Origin of the sequence: Achromobacter sp. 2789STDY5608615 (assembly GCF_001298995.1) — a bacterium.
In the GTDB taxonomy this organism is placed as follows: Bacteria; Pseudomonadota; Gammaproteobacteria; order Burkholderiales; family Burkholderiaceae_B; genus Achromobacter; species Achromobacter insuavis.
Genome location: NZ_CYTY01000004.1, coordinates 221,625 through 248,444, shown reverse-complemented (window position 1 = coordinate 248,444; position 26,820 = coordinate 221,625). Strand labels below are relative to the sequence as shown.

Sequence of the window (26,820 nt, the reverse complement as noted above, 5' to 3'; positions counted from 1 at the left end):
CGCGCCTCGCGCGCCGGTCGCCGCCGAGCCGCCCGCGCGTCCCGCGCCGAAAGTCCTCATCGAACCCACCCTCGCGCCCGAGCGGCCGGCGGCGATTGCCCCCGAGCGGCCGGCGGCGATTGCCCCCGAGCCCGCGCCCGCCAGCGCGGCGACGCCGTTGCAAGGCGTCTTCGCGCGCCTGGCGCGGACGGCCCGCGCGGACGCGACCCAGGATCCGCCATCTTCGAAAGCGGCGAAAAAATGAAAACCATCGCGATTGTTTCCGCCAAGGGCGGGGTAGGAAAGACCACGATAGCCGCCACGCTGGGCCTGGCCCTGAGCCGGGCCGGCCATCCCGCCCTGCTGGTGGACCTGGATCCGCAGAACGCGTTGCGTTTTCACCTGGGCGCCGAATCGCAGGCCGCCGAGGCTGGACTGGCGCGCGCCAGCCTGGCGGACATCCCCTGGCGCGAAACGGTGGTGCGGGGCGACGCCGGCCCCTATCTGTTGCCGTTCGGCCAGATCAATGAAGCGGACCGCCTGGCGCTGGAGCAGCAGATGCGCCAGGACGACGCCTGGTTGGCGAACCACCTGCGGGCGCTCGATCTCGAACCCGATACCGTGGTGCTGGTGGACACGCCGCCGGGACCGTCGATCTATCTCAGCCAGGCGTTGCGCTGCGCCGACCTGGTGCTGGTGGTGACGCTGCCGGACGCCGCTTCGTACGCCACGCTGCCGCAGGTCGAGAACCTGATCGCGCAGTACTGCGAAGGGCGCCCGGAATTCCTGGGCCATGCCTTCGTGGTCAACCAGGCCGACAGCGCCGCCGCGCTGGCCAAGGACACCCTGCAGGTGATGCGCGGCATCCTGGCCGACCGCCTGGCCGGCGTGATCCACCGCGACGCCACGGTCAGCGAGGCGCTGGCCTTCGGCGCCACCGTGATCGACCACGCGCCGCACAGCCAGGCCAGCAATGACATCGGCATCAGTGCGCAATGGCTGCTGCGGCAACTGCGCGAGCCCCGGGAGGACCAGCCATGAAGTCGGTGACCAACGAGACCGCGGCGCACAATCCGCGTCTCTCGCGCCTGGGCAACAGCCTGTTGTCCTGGCGCATCTGGAAGATGGGCTGGGTCCGGGTGTTGTCGCTGGTGCTGGCCGGCGTGCTGTCGGTGCTGGCGGTGGCGGTCGAGATGGGCCTGCTGCAACAGATGATGTTCGCGGCGTTCTGTGTGATCGTGGCGCTGCTGCTGCACCGCGTGGGCGGACGGCTGGCGACGCTGACGCTGGTGATGCTGTCGGTCATCACGTCGTTGCGCTATATGTATTGGCGTATCACCGACACCATCGGTTTTCACAACGTGGTGGACGCGTTCTTCGGCTACGGGCTGCTGCTGGCGGAAATCTACGCCCTGACGGTCATGCTGCTGAGCTATTTCCAGACGGCCTGGCCGCTGCGGCGCAAGCCCACGCCGTTGCCGGTCGATCGCTCCCTCTGGCCGACCGTGGATGTCTACATTCCCACCTACAACGAGCCGCTGGACGTGGTGCGTCAGTCGGTGCTGGCGGCGCAGTCGCTGGACTGGCCGGCGGACAAGCTGCGCGTCTACGTGCTCGATGACGGCCGCCGTCAGGAGTTCCGCGAGTTCAGCGAGCAGGCGGGTGTCGGCTACCTGACGCGCCCGGACAACAAGCACGCCAAGGCCGGCAACATCAACGCCGCGCTGACCAAGACCGACGGCGAATTCATCGCGGTGTTCGACTGCGACCACGTCACGGTGCGCTCGTTCCTGCAGATCTGCATGGGCTGGTTCCTCAAGGACAAGCGGCTGGCGCTGCTGCAGACGCCGCACGTGTTCTTCTCGCCCGATCCCTTCGAGCGCAACCTGGGCACCTTCCGCAACGTGCCCAATGAAGGCGAACTGTTCTACGGCGTGATCCAGGACGGCAACGATCTGTGGAACGCCACGTTCTTCTGCGGTTCGTGCGCCGTGATGCGCCGCTCGTCGCTGGACGCCGTCGGCGGCGTGGCGGTCGAGAGCGTGACCGAGGACGCGCTGACCGCCCTGAAGATGAACCGGCTGGGCTTCAACACCGCCTATCTGGCGGTGCCGCAGGCCGCGGGCCTGGCGACCGAGAACCTGTCGCGCCACATCGGCCAGCGCACGCGCTGGGCGCGTGGCATGGCGCAGATCATCCGCACCAACAATCCCCTGCTGGGCAAGGGCCTGAAGATCGGGCAGCGGCTGTGCTACCTGAGCGCGATGCTGCACTTCTTCTTCGGCCTGCCGCGGGTGGTGTTCCTGACGGCGCCGCTGGCCTACCTGTTCTTCCATGCCAACGTGTTCCAGGCCTCGGCCATCATGGTGGCGGCCTATGCCCTGCCGCACATCGTCCTGTCCAACCTGACCGGCTCGCGCATCCAGGGGCGGTTCCGCCACTCGTTCTGGAACGAGGTCTACGAATCGGTGCTGGCCTGGTACATCATGCGCCCGGCGCTGGTGACGCTGATCAGTCCCAAGACCGCGCTGTTCAACGTGACGGCCAAGGGCGGCATCATCCGCGAATCGTATTTCGACTGGACGCTGGCGCGGCCCTACGTGGTGCTGCTGGGGCTGAACCTGGCCGGCTTCATCGTCGGCGTGATCAGCCTGGTCACGGGGTACGGGGGCGTGGATGCGCGCCTGACCATCGTGCTGAACCTGATCTGGACCGTCTACAACATCGTCATGACCAGCGCCAGCGTGGCCGTGGCCGGCGAGGTCCGGCAACTGCGCAACACGCCGCGCGTGGCGATTTCGCTGGCGGCCATGCTGCTGCTGCCGGATGGCCGCACCGTCGCCTGCCGCACCAGCGATTACTCGCAGGGCGGCCTGGGCCTGGTGCTGCCGCCCGGCGTGCTGGTGCCCAATGGCATGTCGCTGAGCGTGTCGCTGTTCCGCAATGACGAGGAAGCGATGTTCCCGGCGCTGGTCACGTTCAGCCGCGGCGACCGCCTGGGGATCAGCTTCCAGTCGCTGACGCTGGAGCAGGAACGCGACCTGGCGCAGATGACCTTTGGCCGCGCCGATACCTGGGCCAGCACCTGGGGCAACAACGCGCCCGACTCGCCGTGGGTCGCGTTGAGACAGATCTCGAGCATCGGCGTCCGCGGTTTTTCGTTGCTGCTGCGCCAGTTGCGCGATCGCAGCCTTGCGGCCGTGCGCCGTCCCACGTCCGTGTCCACCAAAAACTAGAGGACGACAGAGCGATGATTCCCAGGCTTGATGCTTGGCCGCCCCGGCCTTGCCCGTCCCCCGCGCAGCCCGTCCTGCGGCGGGCGCTGCTATCGGCGTTGCTGGCCTTGGGGGCGGCCATGCCGGCCCTGGCCGAGCCCGTCGCCGCCGATCCCGCCGCCGCGGCCACGGCGGCGCCCGCGCCGGCCCTGCCGCCGGGCGCGCGGACCTACTCCGTGCCGCTGTCGCGCCTGAGCGGCCAGAGCGCGCTGCCGTTGCGCGGCGTGGACGGCATCAACGGACTGGGCTTCAGCGCGCGCCGCGACCAGCAGGTCATCGGCGCGCGCGTCAACCTGGATTACAGCTATTCGCCCGCGCTGCTGCCCGACCTGTCGCACCTGAAGGTGCTGCTCAACGGCGAAGTGGCGGGCAGCGTGGCGTTGCCCAAGGAAGCCGCGGCCACGCCGACCCGCCAGACGGTCGAGCTGCCGGTGCCGGCGCTGGCCGACTACAACCGGCTCGATGTGCAGCTGATCGGCCACTACACGCTGGGTTGCGAAGACCCGGTGCATTCCAGCCTGTGGGCCGACGTGGCCGGCCGCAGCACGCTGGAGCTGACCGTGATGCCGGTCGACCTGCCCAACGACCTGGCGCTGCTGCCGGTGCCGTTCTTCGACAGCCGCGACGTCCGCCAGCTGGCGCTGCCGATCGTGCTGGGCCGCAGTCCGGATGCGGCGCGGCTGGAGAGCGCGGGCGTCCTGGCCTCGTGGTTCGGCGCGCTGGCGGGCTACCGCGGCGCCAAGTTCGACGCCAGCCTGCAGGACCTGCCGGCCACCGGCAACGCGGTCGTGCTGCTGCAGCCGGGCGACACGGTCGCCGGACTGCAGACGCCGACGATCGAGGGGCCGTCGGTGGCGATGCAGACCAATCCGCGCGACCCGCACGGCAAGCTGCTGCTGGTGATGGGGCGCGACGCCAAGGAACTGAAGCAGGCCGCCGCCGCGCTGGCGCTCGGCAGCGAAGCGCTGTCCGGCCCGCAGGCACGCATCACGCGCCTGGAGACGCCGCGGCCGCGCAAGCCGTTCGACGCGCCCAACTGGCTGCGCAGCGACCGGCCGGTGGCGTTTGGCGAGCTGGTGCCGACCCGCGACCTGAACGTCTCGGGCCATCGGCCGCCGCCCGTGCAGGTCAACCTGCGCGTGCCGCCGGGCCTGTTCGGCTGGCATAGCGATGGCGTGCCGGTGAACCTGATCTACCGCTATTCGCCGCGTCCCGGCGCCAAGCAGTCGGTGATGGAGATGATGGCCGGCAACCAGTTGATCCGCAGTTTCGCGCTGCACGAAGGCCCGGGCATCTACAACCGCCTGACCGGCATGCCGGCCTCGGAAGGCAAGGCGCGGGTGATGGTGCCGACCTATCTGCTGCCGCCGCAGACGGCGCTGCAGTTCAACTACGTCTACGAATACGCCAAGCTGGGCGAGTGCCAGAACAGCATCCTGGACAACGTGCGCAGCGCGATCGATCCGGGCTCGACCATCGACATCTCCGGGCTGCCCAAGTACGCCGCCATGCCGGACCTGTCGTTGTTCGCCGACGCCGGCTTCCCGTTCACGCGCATGGCCGACCTGTCGGAAACCGCGGTCGTCATGCCCGAGGGCGCGGGCGTGTCGGACTTCTCGGCCTACCTGACCTTGCTGGGCGTGATGGGCCAGGCGACCGGCTATCCGGCCACCGGCGTCACCGTCACCCAGGGCGCGCAGGCCGCGGCGCAGCGCGACAAGGATCTGCTGGTGCTGGCCTCCGGCGACAACCAGCCGCTGCTGGCGCAGTGGGGCGACGCGCTGCCGAGCGGCTTCAATGGCAAGGAGCGCCGTTTCAGCCTGTCGGGCTGGGTCGATGGCGTCGCGTCCTGGTTCGGCAACGATCCGCGCGACCGCAAGCGCCAGGCCGACATCGAACTGGCCTTCTCCAGCGGCGGCGTCTCGGCCACGCTGGCCGGCCTGCAATCGCCGCTGCAGTCGGGCCGCAGCGCCGTCGTGGTGTCGGGCACCAGCGCCGATGGCCTGGCCAGCGCCGTGCAGGCGCTGCTGACCAGCCGCGATACCGAGAGCAAGGCCGACAACCCGCAGGACCGCATCGGCGGCAGCCTGACGGTGATCAGCGGCAAGCAGGCCTACACCCTGCAGGATGAGCAGAACTATTACGTGGGTTCGTTGCCGACCTGGCTGGGCCTGCAGTGGTTCTTCGCGCGCCATCCGCTCACGCTCGTGGGGGCGTTGCTCCTGAGCGCGCTAGTCATCGCCGTGTTGCTCTACCTGTCGCTGCGCGCCCGCGCTCAGCGCCGCCTGGGATCGTGATCATGCATAAGAAAATCCGTTCGACCCAACCGCCGGTCGCGCAAGCGGCGCCGTCCCGCTCGCCGCGCCGCCGCGGCCATGCGCTGGGCCGCCTGTCGCTGGCCTTGCTGGCCGGCTGCTCGCTGCTGGCCAGCGCGGCCGAAGCGCCGGGCACCGTGCCGGCCGCCACGCCGGCGCCGGCGCCAGCGCCGTTCGTGGCCGACCAGACCTACACCTTCAAGCAGCTCGGCGCGCAGTATCCGCTCAATCTGCGCGGCGTGGACGGCAGCAACACGCTGAACTTCAGCGTGCGCAACGATCGCGTGGTGACCGGCGCGCGGGTCGACCTGCGCTATGCCTATTCGCCGGCGCTGCTGTCCGACCTGTCGCATATCAACGTGCTGGTCAACGACGAGGTGGCCGCCACCATTGCCGTGCCGCGCGAGACGGCCGGCAGCAATCTGCGGCAGACCATCGAGATCCCGCCGTACCTGATCACGCCCTACAACGACCTGCGCCTGCAGCTGATCGGCCACTACACGCTGAACTGCGAAGACCCGCTGCATTCCAGCCTGTGGGCCAACATCAGCAACCTGAGCACGCTGGACCTGGCGACCGCGGCGCTGCCGCTGCCCAACGAGCTGGCCAACCTGCCGCTGCCGTTCTTCGACCGCCGCGACATGCGCAAGCTGGTGCTGCCGTTCGTGTTCCAGGCCGAGCCGGACAACACCACGCTGGAAGCCGCGGGCGCGCTGTCCTCGTGGTTCGGCGGGCTGGCGGGCTATCGCGGCTCGGATTTCCCGGCCTCGGTGGCGCAGCTGCCCAGCCGCGGCAATGCCGTGGTGTTCGCGATGGGCGCGGCCACCGCCGGACTGACCCAGGCCACCGTCAACGGCCCGACCCTGGCCGTCATCACCAACCCCAACGATCCCGACGGCAAGCTGCTGCTGGTGCTGGGCCGCGACGGCAAGGACCTCAAGCAGGCCGCCGCCGCGCTGGCGCTTGGCAGCCAGACGTTGGCCGGCCAGTCGGCCGCCATCACGCGCCTGGCGGACGTCAAGCCGCGCCAGCCGTACGACGCGCCGCGCTGGCTGCGCACCGATCGTCCGGTGCGTTTCGGCGACCTGATCGATCCCAAGCGCCTGAACGTGTCGGGCTTCAGCCCGGACACCATCCGCATCGACGTGCGCGTGCCGCCCGACCTGTTCGGCTGGCAGGAAAAGAAGGTGCCGATCGACCTGCGCTATCGCTACACGCCGCAGCCGACGTCGCTCAACTCCTCGCTGCTGTTCGGCGTCAACGGCGAGTTCGTCAAGTCGATGCCGCTGTTCGCGCTGGAGCGCATCGAGGGCGGCGACAAGCTGCGCGCCGAGGTGCTGCCCGACGAAAGCCTGCCGATGCGCGCCCAGCTGGACGTGCCGCTGGACCTGCTGAAGTCGGACGGCCAGCTGCAGTTTCGCTACATGTACGACTACGTCAAGCAGGGCGAGTGCCGCGACATCATCATCGACAACGTGCGCGGCATGATCGAACCCGAGTCGACCATCGACCTGTCGGGCTATCCGCATTTCATCGAAATGCCGGACCTGCGCGCGTTCGCGCAGGCGGGCTTCCCCTTCACCCGCCTGGCCGACCTGTCGGAAACGGCCGTGGTGCTGGATGACCGCGCCAATGCGGCGGCCTATTCGGCCTACCTGAACGTGCTGGGCCGCCTGGGCGACGCCACGGGCTATCCGGCCACCGGCGTGACCGTGACGCGGGCGCAGCAGGCCAGCGCGCAGGCCGGCAAGGATCTGCTGGTGATCGCGGGCGACACCGCCAATCCGTTGCTCAAGACCTGGGCTCCGCACATTCCGGGCAGCTACGAGTCGGGCGCGCACTTCGGCCTGTCGGACCTGATCTACCGCGTGACCGACTGGTTCCACACCGATCCGCGCCTCGATCGCCGCGAGCCGCGCGTGGCCATGAGCTACACCAGTGAAGGCGTCAGCGCGATCGTGGCCGGCTTCGAATCGCCGCTGGCCGCCAAGCGCAGCGTGGTGCTGTTGGCCAGCAGCAAGCCCGACGGGCTGGACGCGGCCGTGGCCGCGCTGCGTGGCGGCGAGGGCTACGACAAGAGCGTGCAAGGCAGCCTGTCCGTGATCCGCGGCAAGCAGATCGACGCGCTGGTCGGCGACCAGACCTACACGCTGGGCCAGCTGCCGCTGCTCAAGCGCATCGACTGGTGGGTGTCGTCGCAGTGGCCGGGCTACACCCTGCTGCGCCTGGTGGTGATGGCGCTGGTCTGGCTGGTCGGCATCGCCGTGGCGCTGGCCGTGCTGCGCGCCTTGCTGCGCCGCCTGCGCAAGAAGGAAGCCTGATGCATCCGGCCCGGCCCGCCCGCAGCCGCTTCGCCTGGCACCAGCGTGCCGGGCGGGCGCTGCTGGCGCTCGGCCTGGCCGTGGCGGCGTCGGGCGCGGCGCGGGCCGCGCCGGCCTGCACGGCGGTGGCCTGGCCGGAGTGGTCGGCCTTCGTCAGGCACTTCGTCCAGCCCGACGGGCGGGTGGTGGATGCCAGCACGCCGCGCAAGATGAGCACCTCGGAAGGGCAGTCGTACGCCATGTTCTTCGCCCTGGTCGCCAATGACCGCGAGACCTTCGAGCGGCTGTGGCGCTGGAGCGTCGCCAACCTGGCGGGCGGCGACACCGCGCAGCGCCTGCCGGCCTGGTCCTGGGGCCAGCGCGACGACGGCGCCTGGGGCGTGCTGGACAGCAATGCCGCCTCGGATGCCGACCTGTGGTTCGCCTACGCCCTGCTCGAGGCCGGCAGGCTCTGGCGCCAGCCGGCCTACACCCGCGACGCGCAGGCGTTGCTGGCCTTGATCGAGGGGCGCGAAGTGGCCCAATTGCCGGGCCTGGGCAGCATGCTGTTGCCGGCGCCCGAGGGCTTCGCGCAGCCTGATCTATGGCGCCTGAATCCGAGCTACCTGCCGGTTCCCGTGCTGCGGCGGCTGGCGCAGGCTTCGGCGAAGGGGCCGTGGACCCAGGTGGCGAACAATACGGTGCGGGTGATCCAGGCGACCACGCCCAAGGGCTACGCGGCCGACTGGGTGGCCTACCGCGACGTGTCGCGCGAGGGCGGGGCCCTGGGCCGGTACGAGAATGACCCGGTGCATGGCGCCAAGGGCAGCTACGATGCGATCCGCACCTATCTGTGGGCCGGCATGACGCCGGCCGCCGATCCCGCCGCCCGGCCGTTGCTGGCGGCGCTGTCGGGCATGGCCACCGCGGTCGCGGCCACGGGCGCGCCGCCCGAGTCGGTGGACGTGGACAGCGGCCAGGCGCAGGGCCAGGGGCCGTTCGGCTTCTCGGCCGCCCTGTTGCCGTACTTCCAGGCGCGCGGGCAGAATGACCTGCTGCAGGGCCAGTTGCGGCGCGTGCGCGACGCCTGGGCCGCCAGCCAGAGTCCCGCCCGGCTGGCGGTTCAGCAGCCACCTTATTACGATTACGTACTCAGCCTGTTCGGAATGGGCTGGTTCGAGCAGCGTTACCGGTTCGGAGCCACCGGCCGCGTGTCATTGGAGTGGGAGAAGAAATGTCCTTGAACCGCCACAAGCTGGCCATCGGCGTTCTGGCCGCCCTGATGCACCAGAGTGGCTGGGCGCAACCGGCCGCCACCGCTTCGCTGCTGGAGCAGGGACGCTACTGGCAGAACCAGGGCGACGCCAAGCGCGCCGCGCAGGCCTGGGAGAAACTGCTGCTGTCCGATCCGTCGCAGCAGGAGGCGATGTACGGCCTGGGGCTGGCGGCGGTGCGCGAGAAGCGCCTGGACGACGCCCAGGGCTACCTGACCCGGCTCAAGCAGCTCAACGCCAACGGCACCTTCACCAAGCGCCTGCAGCAGGATATCGGCCTGGCCGGCGGCGCCGCCGCGGCCGACCTGGACCGCGCCCGCATGCTGGCGGCCTCGGGCGAGATCGACAAGGCGATGCAGGCCTACGACCAGGCCTTGCAGGGGCGCGAGCCGCAGGGCGAGATCGCGCTCGAGTACTACAGCTTCCTCGGCTATTCCGACAAGGGCCTGTCGCGCGCCATCACCGGCCTGCAGCGGCTCTCGCGCGAGATGCCCGGCAATCCGAATGTCCAGCTGGCCCTGGCCAAACACCTGATCCGCGACGAAGACCGGCGCGCCGACGGCGTGCGCATGCTGGCGCAGCTGTCGCAACGCAAGGACGTCGGCGCCGACGCCACCGAAAGCTGGCGCGCCGGGCTGATCTGGCTCGGCGCGCCGAACGCCAGCGAGAAGCCGCTGTTCGAGGCCTATCTGGCGGCGCATCCGGACGACAAGGAAGTGCGCGCGGTGCTCGACAACCCGTCGGCCAGGCGCGGCGCGCCGGCGCCGGTCTGGCGCCAGGATGCGCGCCTGGCGCGCGGCTTCGCGGCGCTGAAGAACGGCGACCTGGCCGCGGCCGAAGCCGCGTTCCAGGAAAAGCTGCGCGCCACCCCCAACGATCCGGACGCGCTGGGCGGCCTGGGACTGGTGCGCATGCAGCAGGACCGCAACGCCGAGGCCCAGGAACTGCTGTCGCGCGCCGCGGCCCGTCCGGGCGCCGGCCGCAACTGGACCCGCGCCCTGGCCGGCGTGCGCTACTGGAACCTGCTGGACCAGGCCGAGGCGGCGCGCCAGCGCGGCGATGCCGACGGCGCGCGCAAGCTGCTGGAACAGGCCATCCGCCTGGACGGCAACGCCACCGGCGCCTACAACGCCATTGGCCGGGCCTATGCCAGCGCCGGCGACATGGCCAACGCCGAGAAGACCTATCGCTACGTGCTGGCCCGGCACAAGAATGATCCCGAGGCGGTTCGCGGCCTGGCCGACGTGCTGGCCCAGACCGGCCGCGCCGCATGCTGGAAGACGCGCGCAGGACCGACCCGCGCAATCCCTGGACCGCCTACGAGCTGGCGCGGCTGCTCTTGCGCGGCGGCGAGTCGGTCCGCGCGCAACAGATCATGGATGAAACGCTGCGCGCGCAGCCGGACTCGGCCGACGCGCTGCACGCCAGCGCGCTGTTCGCGTCCGAGCGCGGCGAATGGGGCCGCGCCTACGACACCCTGGCGCGCATTCCCGAGAACCGCCGCACCCCGGAAATCACGCGCTTCCAGCGCAACGTGTGGGTGCACGAGCAGGCGGCCCAGGCCGCGCGCCTGGCGCAGTCGGGCGACGTGGCGCAGGCGCGCCAGCGCCTGGCCGGCCTGCAGGCCGCGGCGGGCAACGATCCCGAGTTGCTTGGCGCCATCGCCCAGGCCTATATCGACGCGGGCGATACGCCGCAGGCGCTCGCCGTGATGCGGCCGCTGGTGGATGGAAGCCGGCCGGCCGGCCCGGATGTGTTGATCCCGTACGCCAGCGTGCTGCTCAAGAGCGGCGATGACGCGGGCACCGCGGCCGTGTTGCGCCAGGTGCAGAAGCAGCCCATGGACGCCGACCAGCACCGCAGCTTCCAGGACTTGGTCAGCCTGTACACCGTGCGCCAGGCCGAAGCCATGCGCCAGCGCGGCGACCTGGTGGCGGCCTACGACATCCTGCAGCCGGTGCTCAAGCGCCGGCCGGACGATCCCCTGGCCCAGGGCGCGCTGGCGCGCATGTACGTCGCCGCCGGCGACCGCGACAAGGCTCTGGCCATCTACCGTGGCCTGCAGGCGCGCGATCCCGACAATGCGCAATTGCAGATCGCCGTGGCCGGCATCGCCGCCGAGGCCGATGACTGGCGCTCGGCCGAAGCCTCGATGGACAAGGCGCTGGCGCTGGCGCCGAACGATCCCGATGTGCTGGCCGGCGCGGCGCGCATCTACCGCTCGCGCGGCAAGACCGGGCGCGCCGCCGAGTTGTACCAGCAGGCCATCGCCGCCCAGCAGGCGCGCGGCGGCGGCACCATGGTGGCCAGCGGCGCGGCGCCCGCCAACTATGCCGACGGCAACCCCTTCGTCGGCCTGCCGGGCCAGCGTTCGCGGTCCACCCGCGTGACGCAGGTCATGGGAGAGGCCCTCAACGACCCGCAGGCCCCCGCCTATGGCGCCGGCTACGGCACGGGCTATGCCGCGGGTTACGGCGCGAGCTATGACGGCGCGCCCGCGGCGTCGCGCCAGGAACCGTATGTCATCGCCGGCGCGCAGGACTCGCGCGCGGCCGCCAACCCGCCCGCGGCCTATGGCGGCGGCAGCGGCGCGGCGTCGCCCTCCCTGCAGCGGGAACTGGACGAGGTCATGCAGGAGCGTAGCGCCGAGGTCCGCGTCGGCGGCTTCGTCCGTTCCAACAACGGCGAGGCCGGCATGAGCAAGATGACCGAGATCGACGCGCCCATCGAGGCGCTGATCCCGGCCGGCGACGGCAAGATCTCGCTGCGCGCCACGCCGGTCACCTTGGACGCCGGCCGCCTGGGCGACGACTACGCCAGCAACAGCCGCTTTGGCGGCGGTCCGGTGGCGGCCGCGGCACAGCAGGCCGGATTGGTGGGCGGAGCCGGCAAGCAGCGCGACTCGGGCGTGGGCCTGTCGGTCGGCTACACCATGCAGGGCCTGAGCGCCGACATCGGCACCACGCCGCTGGGCTTCGAGTATTCCAACGTGGTCGGCGGCGTGCGCCTGAACGGCCCCATCGACCGCAGCGCGGGCACCTGGTACAGCGTGGACCTGTCGCGCCGCGCGGTGACCGACAGCCTGGTGTCGTTCGCCGGCGCGCGCGACGATCGCACCGGCCAGCGCTGGGGCGCGGTCACGGCCACCGGCGTGGGCGGCCAGATCGGCATGGACAACAAGGACTATGGCGTCTATGCCTACGGCTCGTGGCGCAGCCTGGACGGCCACAATGTCGAGTCCAACAGCCGCACCGAGGTCGGCACCGGCATCTACTGGAACCTGACGCGCGACACCAACCGCATGCTGACGGCCGGCCTGAACCTGGGCGCCATCTTCTACGACAACAATCAGCGCTTCTTCACCTACGGCAACGGCGGCTATTTCAGCCCGCAGCAGTTCTACGCGCTGAGCGTGCCGGTGACCTGGGCGCAGCGTGACGGCCGCTTCACCTACAAGCTGCAAGGCTCGGTCGGCCTGCGTCATTTCAAGGAAGACGGCGCCGACTATTTCCCGACCAACGGCGGCATGCAGGCGGCGGCCAACGCGGTGAACCGCTCCGTCTACGGCACCTCGGCGACCTACGAGGGGCAGTCGCGCACCGGCGTGGGCTACAACCTCGCGGCCGCGGGCGAGTACCAGCTGTCGCCCAATCTGTTCCTGGGCGGCACCATGGCCATGGACAACGCCACCGACTATCGCCAGTACGTGGGCGGGCTCTATCTGCGCTACGCGTTCTATCCGCAGACGCGCCCGCTGGACCTGCCGGTCAATCCCTATCAGTCGCCGTACGCCCGCTAGGGACGTTTCATCAAGGAGTATTGCCATGCTGACCTCTCTTTTTGCCGGAATGAGCATCCTGCTGATCGGCGACAGCCATTTGGCCGCGCCGGGCTACCTGATCACGACCCTGCAGGACGACCTGGTCAAGCAGGGCGCGGTGGTGCAGACCATCGGCGTGTGCGGCAGCAATGCCGGCGACTGGCTCAAGACCACGCCCAGCACCTGCGGCGGCGCCGAGCGCCTCAACGGCGGCCAGATCGTGCTCAAGGGCAAGGACGCCAGCACCACGCCGGTGACCGACCTGATCGCGGCCAAGAAGCCCAACCTGGTGGTGATCGTGCTGGGCGACACCATGGCCGGCTACACCAATCCGTCCTTTCCCAAGACCTGGGCCTGGCAGCAGACGACCGCGCTGACCAAGGCCATCTCGGGCACCGGCACGGCCTGCGTCTGGATCGGTCCCAGCTGGGGCACCGAGGGCGGCAAGTACAACAAGAATTTCGCGCGGGTCAAACAGGTGTCGGCCTTCCTGGGCAGCAACGTGGCGCCCTGCGCGTACATCGATTCGACCCAGTTCTCGACGCCCGGCCAGTGGCCCACCACCGACGGCCAGCACTACACCAACACCGGCTACAAGGCCTGGGGCGATGCCATTGCCAAGCAATTGGGCGATCTGCCGCAGGTCAAGGCGCTGCAGAAGAAATGACGCGCGCGATCCCCGCTACCAAAGGACAACGGATGAGCATCCTCCTGTCGCGCGGCCTGGCCGCCCTGTCGTTCGCCCTGGCCGCCGGCGTTGCCGGCGCGGCGCAGATCCAGCTCTATGAAACCGGCCCGGCCGAAGACGCGTCGTTCGTGCGCTTCGTCAACGCCGGCGCCGAGCCGATGGCGGTGAGCGCCAAGGGATCGCAGGCGCGCATCCAGCTCGACGCCGCCCATCCCGCGTCGGATTTCATGCCGGTCAAGGCGGGCGCGAAGATGCAGGGCCTGCTCGAAAGCGGCGGCCGCAAGCAGGAGGTGGACATCTCGGTGCAGCCCGGCGAATTCGCCTCGGTGGTCGGCCTGCCCGGCAAGGACGGCCTGCAGGCGCGCATCGTGCGCGAGCAGCCCGAGGACTTCAACGCGCTCAAGGTCTCGGTGGGTTTCTACAACCTCGATCCGTCATGCGCCGACGCCGGCCTGCTGGCCGTGCCGCGCAACCTGGCGATGTTCGAGCACGTGGCCGATGGCGCGGTCGCCCGGCGCCTGGTCAATCCCGTGTCCTTGAGGGTGCGCGCCAGCTGCGGCGGCCAGCCCGCGGGGCAGGAGCTGGATCTGGGCGCGTTGCAGGCCGGCGAGCGCCATACCGTGTTCCTGCTGCCGTCGGCGCAGGGTTCGCGCCTGCTGCACGCGGCGGACCAGACGGCCCGCTGATCCGGCCCATGACCGGCGGGGGCGCGGCCCCCGCTTCGATAACAATATCTCCGGCCACCCTCCGCCATGGTCTTCGCGTCCCTCGAATTCCTGACGCTGTTCCTGCCGCTGTTTCTCGTCGTCTACGCCCTGACGCCGCAACGCGCGCGCAACTTCGTGCTGCTGGTCGGCAGCTGGATCTTCTACAGCTGGCTCAAGCCCATCTACCTGTTGCTGCTGGTCGCGGTGACTGTCGTGGCGTGGGCCGGCGGCCTGATGCTGGAGCAGCTGCGCGCCGGCCATCGCCGCAAGGTGCTGCTGACCCTGCTGCTGACGGCCAATGTGGCGGCGCTGTGCTGGTACAAGTACGCCAACATCCTGGTGACGACGTTCAACGACATCGCCGCCATGGCGGGCGCCGTGCCGCTGGCCTGGGAAAGGGTGGCGCTGCCGGCGGGCCTGTCGTTCTTCGTGCTGCAGGCCATCTCGTACCTGGTCGACGTCTATCGCCAGGACGTGCGCGCCGAGCGCAACTTCATCGACTTCGCCGCCTACAAGGCCATGTTCGGCCAACTGATCGCCGGCCCCATCATCCGCTGGGCCTGGGTCGAGAAAGAGATCGCCCATCGCACCATGGATTGGCGCAATTTCTGCCTGGGGGTGCGGCGCTTCATGATCGGCATGAGCATGAAGGTGCTGGTGGCCGACACGCTGGCGCCCGTGGTCGACGCCGCCTTCGCGCTGCGCACGCCATCGCTGGCCGACGCCTGGATCGGCTGCGGCGCCTACACCCTGCAGCTGTTCTTCGACTTCGCCGGCTATAGCGCGATGGCCATCGGCCTGGGCCTGATGATGGGTTTTCACCTGCCGGAGAACTTCAACAATCCGTACCTGGCGCGCAGCATCCAGGACTTCTGGCGGCGCTGGCACCTGTCGCTGTCGAGCTGGATCCGCGACTACCTGTACATCCCCATGGGCGGCAATCGCCTGGGCGTGTGGAAGACCTACCGCAACCTGCTGCTGACCATGGGCATCGCCGGTCTCTGGCACGGCGGCGAGAGCTGGAACTTCCTGCTGTGGGGCCTGGCGCACGGCGCCGCGCTGGCCGTGGCGCGCGCCTGGAGCGGCAATGGCCTGCCGGCGCTGCCGGGCTGGCTGTCGCGCATCGCCACGCTGTTGTTCGTGATGCTGGCCTGGACCATCTTCCGCGCGGTCGACTTCCATGCCGCGCTGGCCATGTATCGCGGCCAGTTCGGCCTGAACGGCATCGGCCTGGGCGATTCGATGTTGTACGTGCTGCGGCCGACCCACTGGCTGGCCGCGGCGCTGGGCATTGTGTGCGTCATCCTGCCCGCCTGGCAGCCGTGGTGGTCGATGCGGCCGGCGGGCATGTTGCGCACGGCCTGGAGCGCGGTGTGGCCGGTGGCCGGCTTCCTGCTGGCCTACGCGCTGATCGCGGCGCGCGGCGCCGTGCCTTTCCTCTACTTCCAGTTCTGAGGCCGGAGACGATGAGCGTCCATCACGATACCCCGGCCCCGCCGCCCATTGCCCATGCCTCCGTGGCCAACCGCCGCGCCAGCCAGCTGGCTGGCGTGGCGCTGGTGCTCTTCATGGCCGGCGCCATGCTCAGCAACATCTGGTGGAGCGTGAACCACGACGTGCTGCCGGACGACACTTCGCTGCCGCGGGTGCTCGATGGTGGCGTCACGCACGACCTGTCGTTGCGGCTGGCCGACATGACATTCAGTAGCGAGGCCGCGCGCCTGCAGCGCGGCCTGGGCTGGCTGACGCTCGGCGACCTGGGCGCGCGGGTGCGGCAGGGGTGCGATGGCTGGCTGTTCCTGGGCGACGAATTGCAGCCCCATCCCGGCGCGCGCGAGAACCAGGCCGAGCGCGCCCGCATCGTGGTGTCGCTGCGCGACGCGCTGGCGGCTCGCGGCATCCAGCTGCTGGTGGCCGTGGTGCCGGACAAGAGCCGCATCGAGTCCGCGCGCCTGTGCGGACTGCACCGGTCGGCGGGCTTCGAGGACCGGCTGTCGAGCTGGGTCGGCGTGCTGCGCGCGCAGGGCGTGGCGACGGTCGACCTGAGCGCAGCGCTGCGTGGCGTGCCGCAGGACGCCTACTACCGCAACGACTCGCACTGGACCGAGGCCGGCGCCGGCGCGGCGGCGCGCGCCGTCGCCGAGCAGGTGCGCGCCAGCGGTGTTGCGCTGCAGGCGCCGCAGCGCTGGCGCGTCTCCGCCCAGCCGTCCGCGCCGCGGCCGGGCGACCTGGTGCGGCTGGCCGGCGTCGATTGGCTGCCGCTGGCCTGGCAGCCGCGCGCCGAAGTGGTCGCGCTGCATACGTATACGCCGGAAGCCGCCGCCTCGGCCGGCGACGCCGATGACCTGTTCGGCGACAGCGCCTTGCCGTCGCTGGCGCTGGTCGGCACCTCGTTCTCGCGCACCTCGGAGTTCCTGCCGCAGCTGTCGCGGGATCTCGGCGTGGCCGTCGGCAACTTCGCCCGCGACGGCGGCAAGTTCGGCGGCGCGGCGCAGGCGTACTTCAAGAGTCCCGCGTGGAAGCAGAGTCCGCCGCGTCTGCTGATCTGGGAGATGGACGAACGCGACCTGGGCGCGCCCCTGGCCGCCGAGGACCGCGTGGGGTTCTGAGCGTCGCGGCGTCCCGCCCGCGACAGCCCGGCCCAGTGGCGGGCAGTAATATATCGGCGGCAGGGGCAGGTTGGCGCCGATCATCGCGTCAAGCCGTGGTGCCCGGGAGAGACGAAGGACATCATGCGAGGTTTCAGGAACGCGCTCGCGCTGGGGTTGCTGGCCGCGATGCCCGTGTTGGCGCAAGGGCAGGGCCAGCGCCGGGTCGAACCGCCGGCCACGGCCGAGGGCTCCACCGCCACGCCGGCAAAGCCGGCGGGCAGCATCACGCCGGCCACCGATCCCGCCGCGATCGGCCGCAATGTCCTGAATGCCGGTCCCGACCCGCGCGTGCGCCTGGACGGCCTGTCGCTCGACCACGCCGCCATTTTCGGCACCGACGATGAAGGCGAGCAGGCCGTGCTGGACAACGAGCGCGCGTTGCAGGCGCAGCGCGATCAGCTGCAGGTGCTGGAGCGTCTCTTGACGCAGAAGCCGGCCGCGGTCGACCCCTATCCGCCGGCGATGATCCCCCTGAACAACGGCGCGCCGATGAACATGGCGCCGCTCGCCCCGACGCCGTCGGGCTCGCAGCTGGGCGGCGCCGCCCAGCGCAGCGTGGACACGATGCAGCGTCGGGTCGATGATCTGCGGCGCGACGCCGACACGATGCGGCAGGGCGGACGCTAGGCGTTCTGTCCGCGTGGCGATGCGCCGCGCCGTCCGTTTGAACCCGCCGGTGAACCCGCCACGCCTGTCGGGCGGTCAGCCCCGCCGCGCCAGCTCCCGCAAGCGCCCGGCGATCCCGGTCGGGAAGTAGTAGACCGACAGCACGAACAGGATGCCCAGCCACAGCAGCCAGCGGTCCGGCTCGAACAGCAGCGCCAGCGGCGCCACGCCGGCGACGGCGTCATGGATCACGTGCAGTCCGTCCTGCAGATAGCTCTGCGCGAACACGAACAGGCTGGCGCCGATCACCGCGCCGTACATCGTGCCCATGCCGCCGATCACCACCATCAGCAGGATGTTGAGCATGATCTCGAACGACAGCGACGTGTCCGGGCCGTTGTAGCGCAGCCAGAGCGCATACAGCGCGCCGGCCAGCGTGGCGAACGCCGCCGCCAGCAGGTTCGACAGGCTGCGGTACAGCACCGTGCGGTAGCCGATGGCCTCGGCGCGGAACGGATTCTCGCGGATCGCCTGCAGCACCCGGCCGAACGGCGAATTGACGATGCGCAGCAGCATCAGGAACAGCCCCACGCAGACCGCGGCGATCAGGTAGTAGGTGATGATGCGGCCGTCGATGGTCACGCCGAACAGCGGCTCGGCGAACGGCCGGTAGGCCGGGCGCAGCATCTGCGGCACCTTGAAGTTCAGGCCGTCCTCGCCGCCGGTCAGGTCGGACAGCTGCGACACCAGCGTCTGGAACGCCGCCGCGACCGCCAGCGTGATCATGGCGTAGAAGATAGCGCGCACGCGCAGGCTGGCCAGGCCGATCACCAGCGCGAACACCAGCGACACGACCAGTCCCGCGGCCGTCCCCGCCAGCACCGACAGCCAGCTGGCGTCCATGCGCAGGCTGGCGATCGCCACGCCATAGGCGCCGATGCCGAAGAACATGGTGTGGGCGAAGCTGACGATGCCGGTGTAGCCCAGCAGCAGGTCATAGCTGGCGACCAGGATCACGAACACCAGGATTTTGGCCGCCACGGCCAGCGACTTGGGGCCGGGAAACAGGAACGGCGCGGCGGCCAGCGCGATGACGATGGCGACCAGCATGACCGCCAGCAGCGTGCTGCGCGGAGGATCGCCGGAAAGCAGGCGGAAGGACATAAGGGCGATTCCTAGCGATTCGTGACCGGATACACGCCCTGCGGGCGCCACAGCAGGATGGCGACCATCAGCGCGATGTTCGAGAACAGCGCGGCCTTGGGCATCAGGAAGCCGGTGTAGTTGGCCATCAGCCCGACCAGCAGCGCGCCGATCAGGCAGCCCACCGTCGAGCCCAGTCCGCCGATCATGATGACGATGAAGATCAGCACGTTCACCTGCGCGCCCAGCTGCGGCACGATGGATTGCTGGTACAGCCCCCACAGCACGCCGCCCAGGCCGGCCAGCATCGAGCCGGCCACGAACACGCCGACGAACAGATGGCGGATGCGGTAGCCCAGGCTCTCGACCATCTCGCGGTCCTCGACCCCGGCGCGGATCAGCAGGCCGAGCTTGGTGCGGTTCAGCAGCCACAGCATGCCGCCCAGCACCGCCAGGCCCACCACCAGCGCGACGATGCGGAATTTCTCGATGGCGGCGTCGCCGACCAGCAGCGCGCCGCGCAACGCCTCGGGCAGGGGCAGCGACAGCGTCTGCGGACCCCACAGCATCTTGATGATCTCTTCGCCGATGATCATGCCGCCCATGGTGATGAGGATCTGCTTGAGGTGCTGGCCATAGACCGGCCGCACGATCACGCGCTCGAACGCCACGCCCACCGCGCCGGCCACCAGCATGCCGACGATCATGGCGGGCAGCACCGCGGCCAGGTTCAGCCACAGGCTGCCGGTCTGGGTCCAGTCGGACATCGCGCCGAGCACCGTGGCCGCCATGTAGGCGCCGATGGCGATGAACAGGCCGTGGCCGAAGTTCAGCACGTCCATCAGGCCGAACACCAGCGTCATGCCGGAGGCCACGATGAAGATGATCATGCCCATCGCCAGGCCGGCGAAGGTCAGCGTCACCCAGGTCGAGAACGAGCCGACCAGCGGCAGCGCGATGGCGGCCAGCGCCAGCACCAGCAGCGCCGGGCGCAGATCGGCGCGGGTCTGCGGCAGCGGCGTATCGATATCGGCGGCGCTCATTGGTGCGCTCCCAGCGACAGGCCCAGCAGGCGGGTCTGCAGCGCGTCGTCGTGCGCCAGCTCGGCCATGCCGCCGGCGTGCACCACCCGGCCGTTGTCCATGACCGCGACGTGGTCGCCCACCTGGCGCGCGAAATTGAAGTTCTGCTCCACCAGCAGGATGGTGGTGGAGGCCTGCTTGAGTTCGATGAAGGCGTCGATCATGTTCTGGATGATGGCGGGCGCCAGGCCCTTGCTGGGCTCGTCGACCAGCAGCAGGCGGCGCGGCTCGATGATGGCGCGCGCGACCGCCAGCATCTGCTTCTGGCCGCCTGACAGCTTGCCGGCGGGGTATAGCCAGAATTTGCGCAGCGCGGGGAAGAAGCCGAAGATCCATTCCAGCCGCGCGGTGTCCAGCTGCGCGGCGCTGCGCGCCTGGCGCGCGGCCAGCAGGATGTTCTCTTTCACCGACAGGTCGGCGAAGATGCCCATGTTCTCCGGCACGTAGGCGATGCCCTGGCGCGCCATGTCGGGCGGCGAGGTGCGCACGCCCGGGCCGCCGACCGCGGCGCCGTCAAAGCCGATGTGGCCCTGCGTGGCCTTCCACAGGCCCATGATGGTGCGCAGCGTGGTGGTCTTGCCGGCGCCGTTGCGGCCCAGCAGCATGGTGACGCCCGCGGCCGGCACCGACAGGTCCACGCCGTGCAGGATGTGATACGCGCCGATGTGCGTGTGCACGTCCTTCAGTTCCAGCAAGGTGGCCGCGCTCATGTCGTCTTCTCCGGCAGGGCGGCGCCCAGGTAGGCCTGCTGCACGATCGGCGAGGCGATCACCTCGGCGGGCTCGCCGTCGGCCATCAATTCGCCGTTGTGCAGCACCACGATGCGGTCCGCCAGTTCGCGCACCACGTCCATCTTGTGCTCCACCAGCAGGATCGTCTTGGACGCGTCGGCCTTGATCTCGCGGATCAGGTCCAGCACCACGGGCACGTCATCCACGCTCATGCCGGCGGTGGGCTCGTCGAACATGAACACCTGCGGCTCCAGCGCGATCAGCATGGCGATCTCGAGCTTGCGCTGGTCGCCGTGCGGCAGGTCGGCCGCGGCCTGGTCGCGGCGGGCCGTCAGGCGGGTGCGTTCGAGCAGCGCGTCGGCGCGCGCCAGCAGCGCCGGGTCATCGTCCCAGGTGCGCCAGAAGCGGATCTGGCGCCAGCCCAGACCCTGCTGGCGCGACTGCAGCGCCAGCCGCACGTTCTCGCGCACCGACAGGCGCGGGAACAGCTGCGTCAGCTGGAAGGCGCGCCCCAGGCCGGCATGCATGCGCGCCGGCGCCGACAGGCCGGTCAGGTCGCGGCCGTTCAGGTGCACCGAACCGGCGCTGGCGCGCAGCTGCCCCGAGATCAGGTTGAAATAGGTGGTCTTGCCCGCGCCGTTGGGCCCGACGATGGCCGTCAGGCTGCCCGGCGCGAAGCGGCAGCTCACCGCGTTGACGGCCACGTGGCCGCCGAAGCGGATCGTGAGCGATTGGGTTTCCAGCATGAAGGGCAGGGCTCAGCGTTTGTTCTGGATCGGCACCGCCATCTGGTCGGGCGTGATTTCCTTGACCAGATCCTGCACCGCCCACGGCACCGAGGCGTCGTTCTTGATGCGGAAGTGGTACATCGACTGCATGGCCTGGTGGTCTTCCGGGCGGAAGGTCATCTTGCCCTTGGGCGTGTCGAAGCTCATGCCTTCCATCGTCTTGATGAGCGTGTCGGTGTCGCTCTTGCCGGCGCTCTTGTTCAGCGCCGTCACGATGGCGATGGCGGCCGACATGCCGCCGGCGGTGAAGAAGTCCGGCGGCTGGCCGTAGCGCTTCTGGTGCTCGGCCACCAGCCAGTCGTTGATCGGGTTCTTGGGGATGCCGTAGTAGTAATAGGTCGCGCCTTCCATGCCGGCCAGCGACTTGAGCGGCGTCATCGCGGCCAGCGTGTTGCCGCCGGTGGCGATCTCGATGCCGAAGCGCTTGGGGTCGAGATCGGCGATCTTGAATGGATTGCCGGCGCCGGCCCACAGGATGAAGATGATCTTGCGGCCCGGCTTGTCCTTGAGCGCGTCGAACAGGCGTTGCGCGCCGGCGGTGAAGTCGGTGGCGTTGGCCGGCAGGTATTCCTCGTGCACGATCTTGGCCTGCTTGAGCGCGCCCTTGAAGGCCTTGACGCCGTCGCGGCCGAACGCGTAGTCCTGCGCCAGCATGGCGATGGACGTATCCGGCTGGTCGAAGGCGACGGCGTTGGCGATGGCGTCCTGCGACGAATTGCGGCCGGTGCGGAAGATGTACTTGTTCCACTTGTCGCCGGTGATCGAGTCGGCCACCGCCGGCTCCACCAGCAGGATCTTCTCGTATTCCTCGGCGATCGGCAGCATGGCCAGCGCCACGCCCGACGAGGTCGGCCCCACCGCGATGTCGGCGTTGTCATCGGCGTAGGCCGAGGCGAGCTGGGCGCGGGCGACGTCGGGCTTGCCCTGGTTGTCCTTCTCGATCACGCGGATCTTGCGTCCGGCCACCGTCATGGTGCCCTGCGTGGCGTATTCCAGGCCCAGCATCAGGCCGTTGTGGGTCTGCTTGGCATAGGCCTCCAGCGGCCCGGTCTTGTCGTAGACGTGCGCCACGACGAAGTCCTTGGCCATGGCGGCCGAACTCAGGCACAGGCCGGCCAGCGCGGCGAGCAGGATGCGTTTCATGGGAGTCTCCTTGTTCAGAGGGCGCCGGCGGCTGCGTCGGCGGCCGGCGTGGCGAGAAATTGGCGGACGGCGTCGATCTGCGGCGCGACGTTCAAGGCCGGCGCATGGCCGCAGTCCGGGAAGTCGATGCGCTGCGCGCGCGGGCCGCGGCGGGTCATGGCCTCGGCGACCTCGGGCAGCAGCAGATCGGAATCGGCGCCGCGCAGCAGCAGCAGCGGCATGCGCAGGCTGTCGTATTCGGCCCAGCGTTCATAGTCCGCGGGGTGGTGGTGGAACTGACCGACGATGGCCGGATCGTAATGCGCCGTGACGCGGCCGTCGGGCAGGCGGCGCACCGAGGTCTCGGCCATGCGGCGCCATTGCTCGTCGCTCTGCCAGCCATACGGCTTGTAGGCGGCGCGCAGCCAGGTCTCCAGTTCGGTGACGGTGTCGAAGGCCGGCGGATTGCCGGCATAGGCCAGGATGCGGTCGATGGCCGGCTGCGGCAGCGACGGCCCGATGTCGTTGACCACCAGGTGCGTGATGCGGTCCTTGAGTGTGGTGGCGGCGGCGTACATGCCGGTGGCGCCGCCCATCGAGGTGCCGACCCAGCGCACCCGGTCCAGCCCCAGGCCGTCGAGCAGGGCGCGCGCCAGCCGCGCGTAGAAGTCCAGCCGGTACTCGGCCACCGGATCGGGGCTCCATTGCGACAGCCCGCGCCCGATCGTGTCGGGGCAGATGATGCGGTAGTCGCCGGCCAGCGCCTGCGCCAGCTCGTCGAAGTCGCGGCCGGTCCGGGCCAGGCCGTGCCACATGATGAGCGCGGGGGCGTCCGGACGGCCCCATTCGGTGTAATGCAGCTCGCGGCCTTCGCAGCGCAGATAGCGCGAAGCCGGCGTGTGGCGAGCGGCCTGTGCGGGCGCGTTGGCCATGCGTCTCCTCCCGGGTCGTCCAGGTTGTATGCTTGTGGCGCTGACTATAGACTTGCGCAAGGCGCGGCCACAATGCGCCGGACCACCCGCGGCAGGGTGAGTCAAGAATATGTAGACGCAGGGTCACGAGCCCCCGCCGACCCCCGCGAACCAGGAGACCGCGCCATGCCCGACACGGAATTCGCCACTTCGGCCATCGCTGGCGCCGAGCGGTACGAGCAATGGCGCGCGGCCCTGTCGGATGCCTTCGGGCCGTTCGAGGTGCACCATGGCCAGCAGGCCGGCCAGTTCGCCGGTCACGTGCGCTACGTGCGGCGCGCCAGCCTGCAGTTCAACGACCTGCACTATCAGGGACAGAAGATCGAGCGCACCGCCGGCAATGCCTCGCGGCTGGACCAGGAGTTCTACACCTTCGGCCTGCCGCTGGCCGGGCCGCTGGCCGTGGTGCAGCAGGGCCGCGAGTTCCAGGTCGAGCCCGGCTGCGTCTACCTGATGAACCAGAGCCTGCCTTACCAGGCCACCGCGCTCGGCGCCGACGGCTACCGCAGCCTGAGCGTGTCGTTCCCGCGCAGCGCGCTGTCGCAGCGCGATTCGCGCATCGGCCCCTTCTACAAACTGCGCGTCGACGACGGGTCGCCGCGCGGCGCGATGCTGGCCAGCTACATGGACCACCTTTTCAAAGGGCTGGACGGCTGGTCGCCGGCCGAGGCGGCCGAGCTGGGCGAACGGCTGATCGACCTGATCGTGCTGTTCCTGGTGCAGCCGGGGCAGGGCCACGCCTCGGAAGCCGACAGCAGCGTGACGATGGCGCATCGCCAGCGCGCCATGGCCTACATCCGCCAGCACCTGGCCGACCCGGCGCTGTCGCCGCAGCGGGTGGCGCAGGGCTGCGGCCTGTCGGTGGCCTACCTGCACCGCATCTTCCAGGCGGGCGACCTGTCGGTGGAAAGCTTCGTCTTCGACCAGCGCCTGGAGCGCTGCCGCGAACTGCTGCTGAACCCGGCGCAACGCCACCGCGGCATCGCCGAGTTGGCGTACCAGGCCGGCTTCGCCCATCCCTCGCATTTCAGCCGGCTGTTCAAGCGCCGCTTCGGCGTGTCGCCGCGCGAATGGCGCGCGCGCGGCTAGGTTCGCGCCGCGCAATGAAAAAGGCCCGCTCGCGCGGGCCTTGTCGCATCGGGCCGGCGGCCCGCGGTTCGATCAGAACGGCGACGGCGTGGTCGACAGGTTGACCAGGCTGTTGGTCTTCAGGTCCAGGCGGATGTGCTCGGACGGCAGGCCATCGGCCAGCTTCAGCATGATCGCCATCAGCGGCTTGAAGCGCGCCTTGAACATGTCGGCCGGGGTATTGGCGTCGCTGACCCGGTCGCCGTTCATCTGCATGCTGGCGTTGGTCTGGCTCAGGGCCTGGGCCAGCAGCTTGTACTGGCTGGCGCGCTGCGCCGGGATGTCGGCGTAGGCCAGGTCGCCGGCGTTGGCCAGGCGCACGAAGTCGCCCGCCATGTCCAGCGCCTTCCACTTGGCGAAGTCGGCCAGCTGCATGCCGTTGGCCTGCGCCAGCGCCCGGGCGCGGGTGGTGGCGTCGGCCATGTCGCCGGCGAAGGCCGGGTTGCTGGCGGTCGGGCCGCCCGCGACGTACAGGCAGTTGAAGAACTCGGGCGTCAGCTGGGCGCGGTCGCCGGTGTTCTGCAGTTCGCCCAGCGTCACCGAAGTGCGCAGCTGCGACAGCACCAGCAGGTCGGCGCCGGTCAGCGGGCTCTTGACCAGCTCGCGCATTTCGCAGCGCCAGTCATCGTTCAGCAGGCGCAGGCGCACCAGTTCGCTCATGTAGCGGTAGTTGAAGTCGCCGTAGTCCTTGGCATCCAGGATCGACACGTCCCAGCGCGGCGGCACGTTGTAGGCGTGCTCGGCGCGGTACAGGTCGAACAGTTCGTCAAAGCGCGGCACCTTGTCCAGGCGGATGGTCTGCAGCTCGATCTGGTCGGCGCCCTGCATCGTCATCAGCTTGTATGCCGGCACGTAGGCCGCCATCGACGGCGCCTGGATGTTGAACAGCGCCTTGTCGCCGCCGTAGTTGCGCGACGCGGTGTCGTTGAAGTGCATGTGGCCGCCCACGTGCACCTTCAGGCCGGTGTCGGCCAGCGCGCGCGTGGTGTTCTCGGCCGGGCGGCGCACCATCTGCATCTTGTTGGCGCCCAGCAGCGCCTCGATGTCATCGGACGCGCCGTTGAAGAACTCGGTCATCGGGAAATGGCTGAACGCCACCACCTGCTTGCCCTGCGCCTTGCCGCGCGCCACCACATCGGCCAGCCACTTGATGACGTGCGCCTTGTGCGTGAGCATCTTGTTGTAGCCCTGGTCGCCCGAGCCGGTGAAGTCGTTGGCGCCGTTGCCGGTCGGCACGTAGACGTTGGCGTCGATGCCGACCAGCCACACGCCCTTGACCGGCTCGACCACGTACGAGGTGTCCGGCACCATCTTGCAGAAGGTGTAGTTGGCCGGCTTGTTCGGGCCGCCGGTGCCTTGCGCGCAGATCTCGTACTGGCGGTTGATCCAGCTGGCCTGCGACAACGCGGTGTTGTAGTTGTAGTCCTCGTACTTGTAGCTGCTGTACGGGGTCTCGTAGTACAGGTATTCGGGCTTGGGCATGAAGCCGTGCTGGGTCAGGGCGTCGGTGATGCCCGCGTAGCCCATGTGCAGCACTTCCTCGGTGCAGTAGGTATCGCCCACGCGCGCCCAGTCGCCGGCATAGGGCGTGCTGCAGGCGGCGTTGCCGCCGCGGCTGTAGATCGGCTGCGAGAAGCCGATGTCGCCGGTCACCGGATCGAGGCCCAGGTAGTCGCTCTTGCCGTTGGCTTGGTTGAAGGGCCGCACCGGGTCATGGTTGCCGGGGGGCGGCGAAGAACTGGATGCCATGCTTGCGCGTGTACTCGTCCATGATCTTGACCAGGCCGCGCATGTGCACCGGCTGGCCGTCGTCGGAGAAGTCGCCGGGCAGGGCGATGTACTTCACGCCGCGCGCCACCGCGTCGTCCAGCGCGGCCAGGAAGGCGAAGTAGTTCTCGTTGAACAGGCGCGTCGACGTCAGCTGCGCGTACATCGTGCGGATGGTGGCGTTGTCGCCGCGCTTGGGGTTCGGGATGCCCGGGAACGAGCCGTCCTTGAAGTCCGCGTAGATGTCGTGGAAGTGGATGTCGGGCATGAACGCGACCTGGATCGCGGCCGGCTGTACCACCGGCGTTTCGGCGGTCGGCGATTTGTCGTCGTCATCCTTGTCGCCACCACAGGCGGCCAACAGACCCATGAGCGCGGCCGCGCCCAGCGCGCGCGCGCTTTGCTGATATCGATGCATTGTGCTTCTCTGATTGGAACGGATTTTTCTTCAGGCGCGTTTTCCCTGTTCCTGG

Annotated in this window: 20 protein-coding genes and 3 pseudogenes; 15 read left to right on the top strand and 8 right to left on the bottom strand. The window is 69.6% G+C overall.

Annotation, left to right across the window (positions count from 1 at the left end; genetic code table 11):
• The 14 genes and pseudogenes from AOZ49_RS32900 to AOZ49_RS05400 all read left to right on the top strand — a co-directional run.
• Positions 1-244 (top strand): annotated as a pseudogene (locus AOZ49_RS32900) (DUF4440 domain-containing protein); the annotation flags it as partial.
• On the top strand, positions 241-1,020 hold the full coding sequence (bcsQ, locus tag AOZ49_RS05450; RefSeq protein ID WP_054474552.1) for a cellulose biosynthesis protein BcsQ: 780 nt from the start codon (positions 241-243) through the stop codon (positions 1,018-1,020). The pseudogene AOZ49_RS32900 and the gene bcsQ, both read left to right, overlap by 4 nt.
• Positions 1,017-3,215: a UDP-forming cellulose synthase catalytic subunit gene (gene bcsA / locus AOZ49_RS05445; protein WP_054474551.1), complete on the top strand. Its 2,199-nt coding sequence runs from the start codon at positions 1,017-1,019 to the stop codon at positions 3,213-3,215. Before bcsQ ends, bcsA begins: the two co-directional genes overlap by 4 nt.
• Before the next feature lie 119 nt (positions 3,216-3,334).
• The gene (gene bcsB / locus AOZ49_RS05440) at positions 3,335-5,551 is read left to right on the top strand and encodes a cellulose biosynthesis cyclic di-GMP-binding regulatory protein BcsB (RefSeq protein ID WP_231690249.1); all 2,217 of its coding nucleotides are present in this window, start codon (positions 3,335-3,337) and stop codon (positions 5,549-5,551) included.
• A gap of 2 nt (positions 5,552-5,553) precedes the next feature.
• A complete protein-coding gene (gene bcsB / locus AOZ49_RS05435; protein WP_054474549.1) occupies positions 5,554-7,890 on the top strand; it encodes a cellulose biosynthesis cyclic di-GMP-binding regulatory protein BcsB in 2,337 nt (778 codons plus the stop codon).
• Positions 7,890-9,113: a cellulose synthase complex periplasmic endoglucanase BcsZ gene (gene bcsZ / locus AOZ49_RS05430; protein WP_054474548.1), complete on the top strand. Its 1,224-nt coding sequence runs from the start codon at positions 7,890-7,892 to the stop codon at positions 9,111-9,113. The genes bcsB (AOZ49_RS05435) and bcsZ overlap by 1 nt, the downstream gene beginning before the upstream one ends.
• Positions 9,104-10,351 (top strand): annotated as a pseudogene (locus AOZ49_RS33345) (tetratricopeptide repeat protein); the annotation flags it as partial. The gene bcsZ and the pseudogene AOZ49_RS33345, both read left to right, overlap by 10 nt.
• Before the next feature lie 62 nt (positions 10,352-10,413).
• Positions 10,414-10,503, top strand: a pseudogene (locus AOZ49_RS33935) (hypothetical protein); the annotation flags it as partial.
• Positions 10,504-10,518: 15 nt separating this feature from the next.
• Positions 10,519-12,942 carry a cellulose biosynthesis protein BcsC gene (locus tag AOZ49_RS33340; RefSeq protein WP_369815772.1) on the top strand — a complete coding sequence of 808 codons (2,424 nt, stop codon included), beginning with the start codon at positions 10,519-10,521 and terminating at the stop codon, positions 12,940-12,942.
• A gap of 25 nt (positions 12,943-12,967) precedes the next feature.
• Positions 12,968-13,630, top strand: coding sequence for an SGNH/GDSL hydrolase family protein (locus AOZ49_RS05420; RefSeq protein WP_082380331.1), 663 nt, complete (start codon positions 12,968-12,970; stop codon positions 13,628-13,630).
• Positions 13,631-13,662: 32 nt separating this feature from the next.
• On the top strand, positions 13,663-14,337 hold the full coding sequence (locus tag AOZ49_RS05415) for a cell division protein FtsQ (RefSeq protein WP_054474546.1): 675 nt from the start codon (positions 13,663-13,665) through the stop codon (positions 14,335-14,337).
• 66 nt (positions 14,338-14,403) lie between these two features.
• Entirely contained in the window at positions 14,404-15,813 is a 1,410-nt protein-coding gene (locus AOZ49_RS05410; protein WP_054474545.1) for an MBOAT family O-acyltransferase, read from the top strand.
• Between the two features lie 11 nt (positions 15,814-15,824).
• Positions 15,825-16,967 carry an alginate O-acetyltransferase AlgX-related protein gene (locus tag AOZ49_RS05405; protein ID WP_054474544.1) on the top strand — a complete coding sequence of 381 codons (1,143 nt, stop codon included), beginning with the start codon at positions 15,825-15,827 and terminating at the stop codon, positions 16,965-16,967.
• 123 nt (positions 16,968-17,090) lie between these two features.
• Positions 17,091-17,636, top strand: coding sequence for a hypothetical protein (locus AOZ49_RS05400; RefSeq protein WP_231690247.1), 546 nt, complete (start codon positions 17,091-17,093; stop codon positions 17,634-17,636).
• A gap of 75 nt (positions 17,637-17,711) precedes the next feature.
• On the opposite strand, the gene AOZ49_RS05395 is transcribed toward AOZ49_RS05400, so the two are convergent.
• The 6 genes from AOZ49_RS05395 to AOZ49_RS05370 are packed head-to-tail and all read right to left on the bottom strand — an operon-like array spanning position 17,712 to position 23,413.
• Positions 17,712-18,779 (bottom strand): branched-chain amino acid ABC transporter permease, encoded by a 1,068-nt coding sequence (locus AOZ49_RS05395; RefSeq protein WP_054474543.1) that lies wholly within the window; start codon positions 18,777-18,779, stop codon positions 17,712-17,714.
• Between the two features lie 11 nt (positions 18,780-18,790).
• The gene (locus AOZ49_RS05390) at positions 18,791-19,801 is read right to left on the bottom strand and encodes a branched-chain amino acid ABC transporter permease (protein WP_054430903.1); all 1,011 of its coding nucleotides are present in this window, start codon (positions 19,799-19,801) and stop codon (positions 18,791-18,793) included.
• Positions 19,798-20,550, bottom strand: coding sequence for an ABC transporter ATP-binding protein (locus AOZ49_RS05385; RefSeq protein WP_054430900.1), 753 nt, complete (start codon positions 20,548-20,550; stop codon positions 19,798-19,800). The genes AOZ49_RS05390 and AOZ49_RS05385 overlap by 4 nt, the downstream gene beginning before the upstream one ends.
• Positions 20,547-21,317, bottom strand: coding sequence for an ABC transporter ATP-binding protein (locus tag AOZ49_RS05380; protein WP_054474542.1), 771 nt, complete (start codon positions 21,315-21,317; stop codon positions 20,547-20,549). The genes AOZ49_RS05385 and AOZ49_RS05380 overlap by 4 nt, the downstream gene beginning before the upstream one ends.
• 12 nt (positions 21,318-21,329) lie before the next feature.
• Positions 21,330-22,502 carry a substrate-binding domain-containing protein gene (locus tag AOZ49_RS05375; protein WP_054430898.1) on the bottom strand — a complete coding sequence of 391 codons (1,173 nt, stop codon included), beginning with the start codon at positions 22,500-22,502 and terminating at the stop codon, positions 21,330-21,332.
• A gap of 14 nt (positions 22,503-22,516) precedes the next feature.
• The gene (locus AOZ49_RS05370) at positions 22,517-23,413 is read right to left on the bottom strand and encodes an alpha/beta fold hydrolase (RefSeq protein ID WP_054474541.1); all 897 of its coding nucleotides are present in this window, start codon (positions 23,411-23,413) and stop codon (positions 22,517-22,519) included.
• 165 nt (positions 23,414-23,578) lie between these two features.
• Here AOZ49_RS05370 and AOZ49_RS05365 point away from each other — a divergent pair, with 165 nt between their 5' ends.
• Entirely contained in the window at positions 23,579-24,541 is a 963-nt protein-coding gene (locus tag AOZ49_RS05365; protein WP_054474540.1) for an AraC-like ligand-binding domain-containing protein, read from the top strand.
• 72 nt (positions 24,542-24,613) lie between these two features.
• Here the strand turns inward: AOZ49_RS05365 and AOZ49_RS05360 are convergent, their stop codons facing one another.
• Both AOZ49_RS05360 and AOZ49_RS33335 read right to left on the bottom strand, forming a co-directional pair.
• The gene (locus tag AOZ49_RS05360) at positions 24,614-26,329 is read right to left on the bottom strand and encodes a metallophosphoesterase (RefSeq protein WP_231690246.1); all 1,716 of its coding nucleotides are present in this window, start codon (positions 26,327-26,329) and stop codon (positions 24,614-24,616) included.
• Entirely contained in the window at positions 26,292-26,765 is a 474-nt protein-coding gene (locus AOZ49_RS33335; RefSeq protein ID WP_231690245.1) for a hypothetical protein, read from the bottom strand. The genes AOZ49_RS05360 and AOZ49_RS33335 overlap by 38 nt, the downstream gene beginning before the upstream one ends.
• Positions 26,766-26,820: the final 55 nt, after the last annotated feature.

Bases quoted from the DNA above. Each gene is read 5' to 3' on its own strand.
- bcsQ (WP_054474552.1), top strand. From the start codon at position 241: ATGAAAACCATCGCGATTGTTTCCGCCAAGGGCGGGGTAGGAAAGACC.
- bcsA (WP_054474551.1), top strand. From the start codon at position 1,017: ATGAAGTCGGTGACCAACGAGACCGCGGCGCACAATCCGCGTCTCTCG.
- bcsB (WP_231690249.1), top strand. From the start codon at position 3,335: ATGCCGGCCCTGGCCGAGCCCGTCGCCGCCGATCCCGCCGCCGCGGCC.
- bcsB (WP_054474549.1), top strand. From the start codon at position 5,554: ATGCATAAGAAAATCCGTTCGACCCAACCGCCGGTCGCGCAAGCGGCG.
- bcsZ (WP_054474548.1), top strand. From the start codon at position 7,890: ATGCATCCGGCCCGGCCCGCCCGCAGCCGCTTCGCCTGGCACCAGCGT.
- AOZ49_RS33340 (WP_369815772.1), top strand. From the start codon at position 10,519: ATGGATGAAACGCTGCGCGCGCAGCCGGACTCGGCCGACGCGCTGCAC.
- AOZ49_RS05420 (WP_082380331.1), top strand. From the start codon at position 12,968: ATGCTGACCTCTCTTTTTGCCGGAATGAGCATCCTGCTGATCGGCGAC.
- AOZ49_RS05415 (WP_054474546.1), top strand. From the start codon at position 13,663: ATGAGCATCCTCCTGTCGCGCGGCCTGGCCGCCCTGTCGTTCGCCCTG.
- AOZ49_RS05410 (WP_054474545.1), top strand. From the start codon at position 14,404: ATGGTCTTCGCGTCCCTCGAATTCCTGACGCTGTTCCTGCCGCTGTTT.
- AOZ49_RS05405 (WP_054474544.1), top strand. From the start codon at position 15,825: ATGAGCGTCCATCACGATACCCCGGCCCCGCCGCCCATTGCCCATGCC.
- AOZ49_RS05400 (WP_231690247.1), top strand. From the start codon at position 17,091: ATGCGAGGTTTCAGGAACGCGCTCGCGCTGGGGTTGCTGGCCGCGATG.
- AOZ49_RS05395 (WP_054474543.1), bottom strand. From the start codon at position 18,779: ATGTCCTTCCGCCTGCTTTCCGGCGATCCTCCGCGCAGCACGCTGCTG.
- AOZ49_RS05390 (WP_054430903.1), bottom strand. From the start codon at position 19,801: ATGAGCGCCGCCGATATCGATACGCCGCTGCCGCAGACCCGCGCCGAT.
- AOZ49_RS05385 (WP_054430900.1), bottom strand. From the start codon at position 20,550: ATGAGCGCGGCCACCTTGCTGGAACTGAAGGACGTGCACACGCACATC.
- AOZ49_RS05380 (WP_054474542.1), bottom strand. From the start codon at position 21,317: ATGCTGGAAACCCAATCGCTCACGATCCGCTTCGGCGGCCACGTGGCC.
- AOZ49_RS05375 (WP_054430898.1), bottom strand. From the start codon at position 22,502: ATGAAACGCATCCTGCTCGCCGCGCTGGCCGGCCTGTGCCTGAGTTCG.
- AOZ49_RS05370 (WP_054474541.1), bottom strand. From the start codon at position 23,413: ATGGCCAACGCGCCCGCACAGGCCGCTCGCCACACGCCGGCTTCGCGC.
- AOZ49_RS05365 (WP_054474540.1), top strand. From the start codon at position 23,579: ATGCCCGACACGGAATTCGCCACTTCGGCCATCGCTGGCGCCGAGCGG.
- AOZ49_RS05360 (WP_231690246.1), bottom strand. From the start codon at position 26,329: ATGGCATCCAGTTCTTCGCCGCCCCCCGGCAACCATGACCCGGTGCGG.
- AOZ49_RS33335 (WP_231690245.1), bottom strand. From the start codon at position 26,765: ATGCATCGATATCAGCAAAGCGCGCGCGCGCTGGGCGCGGCCGCGCTC.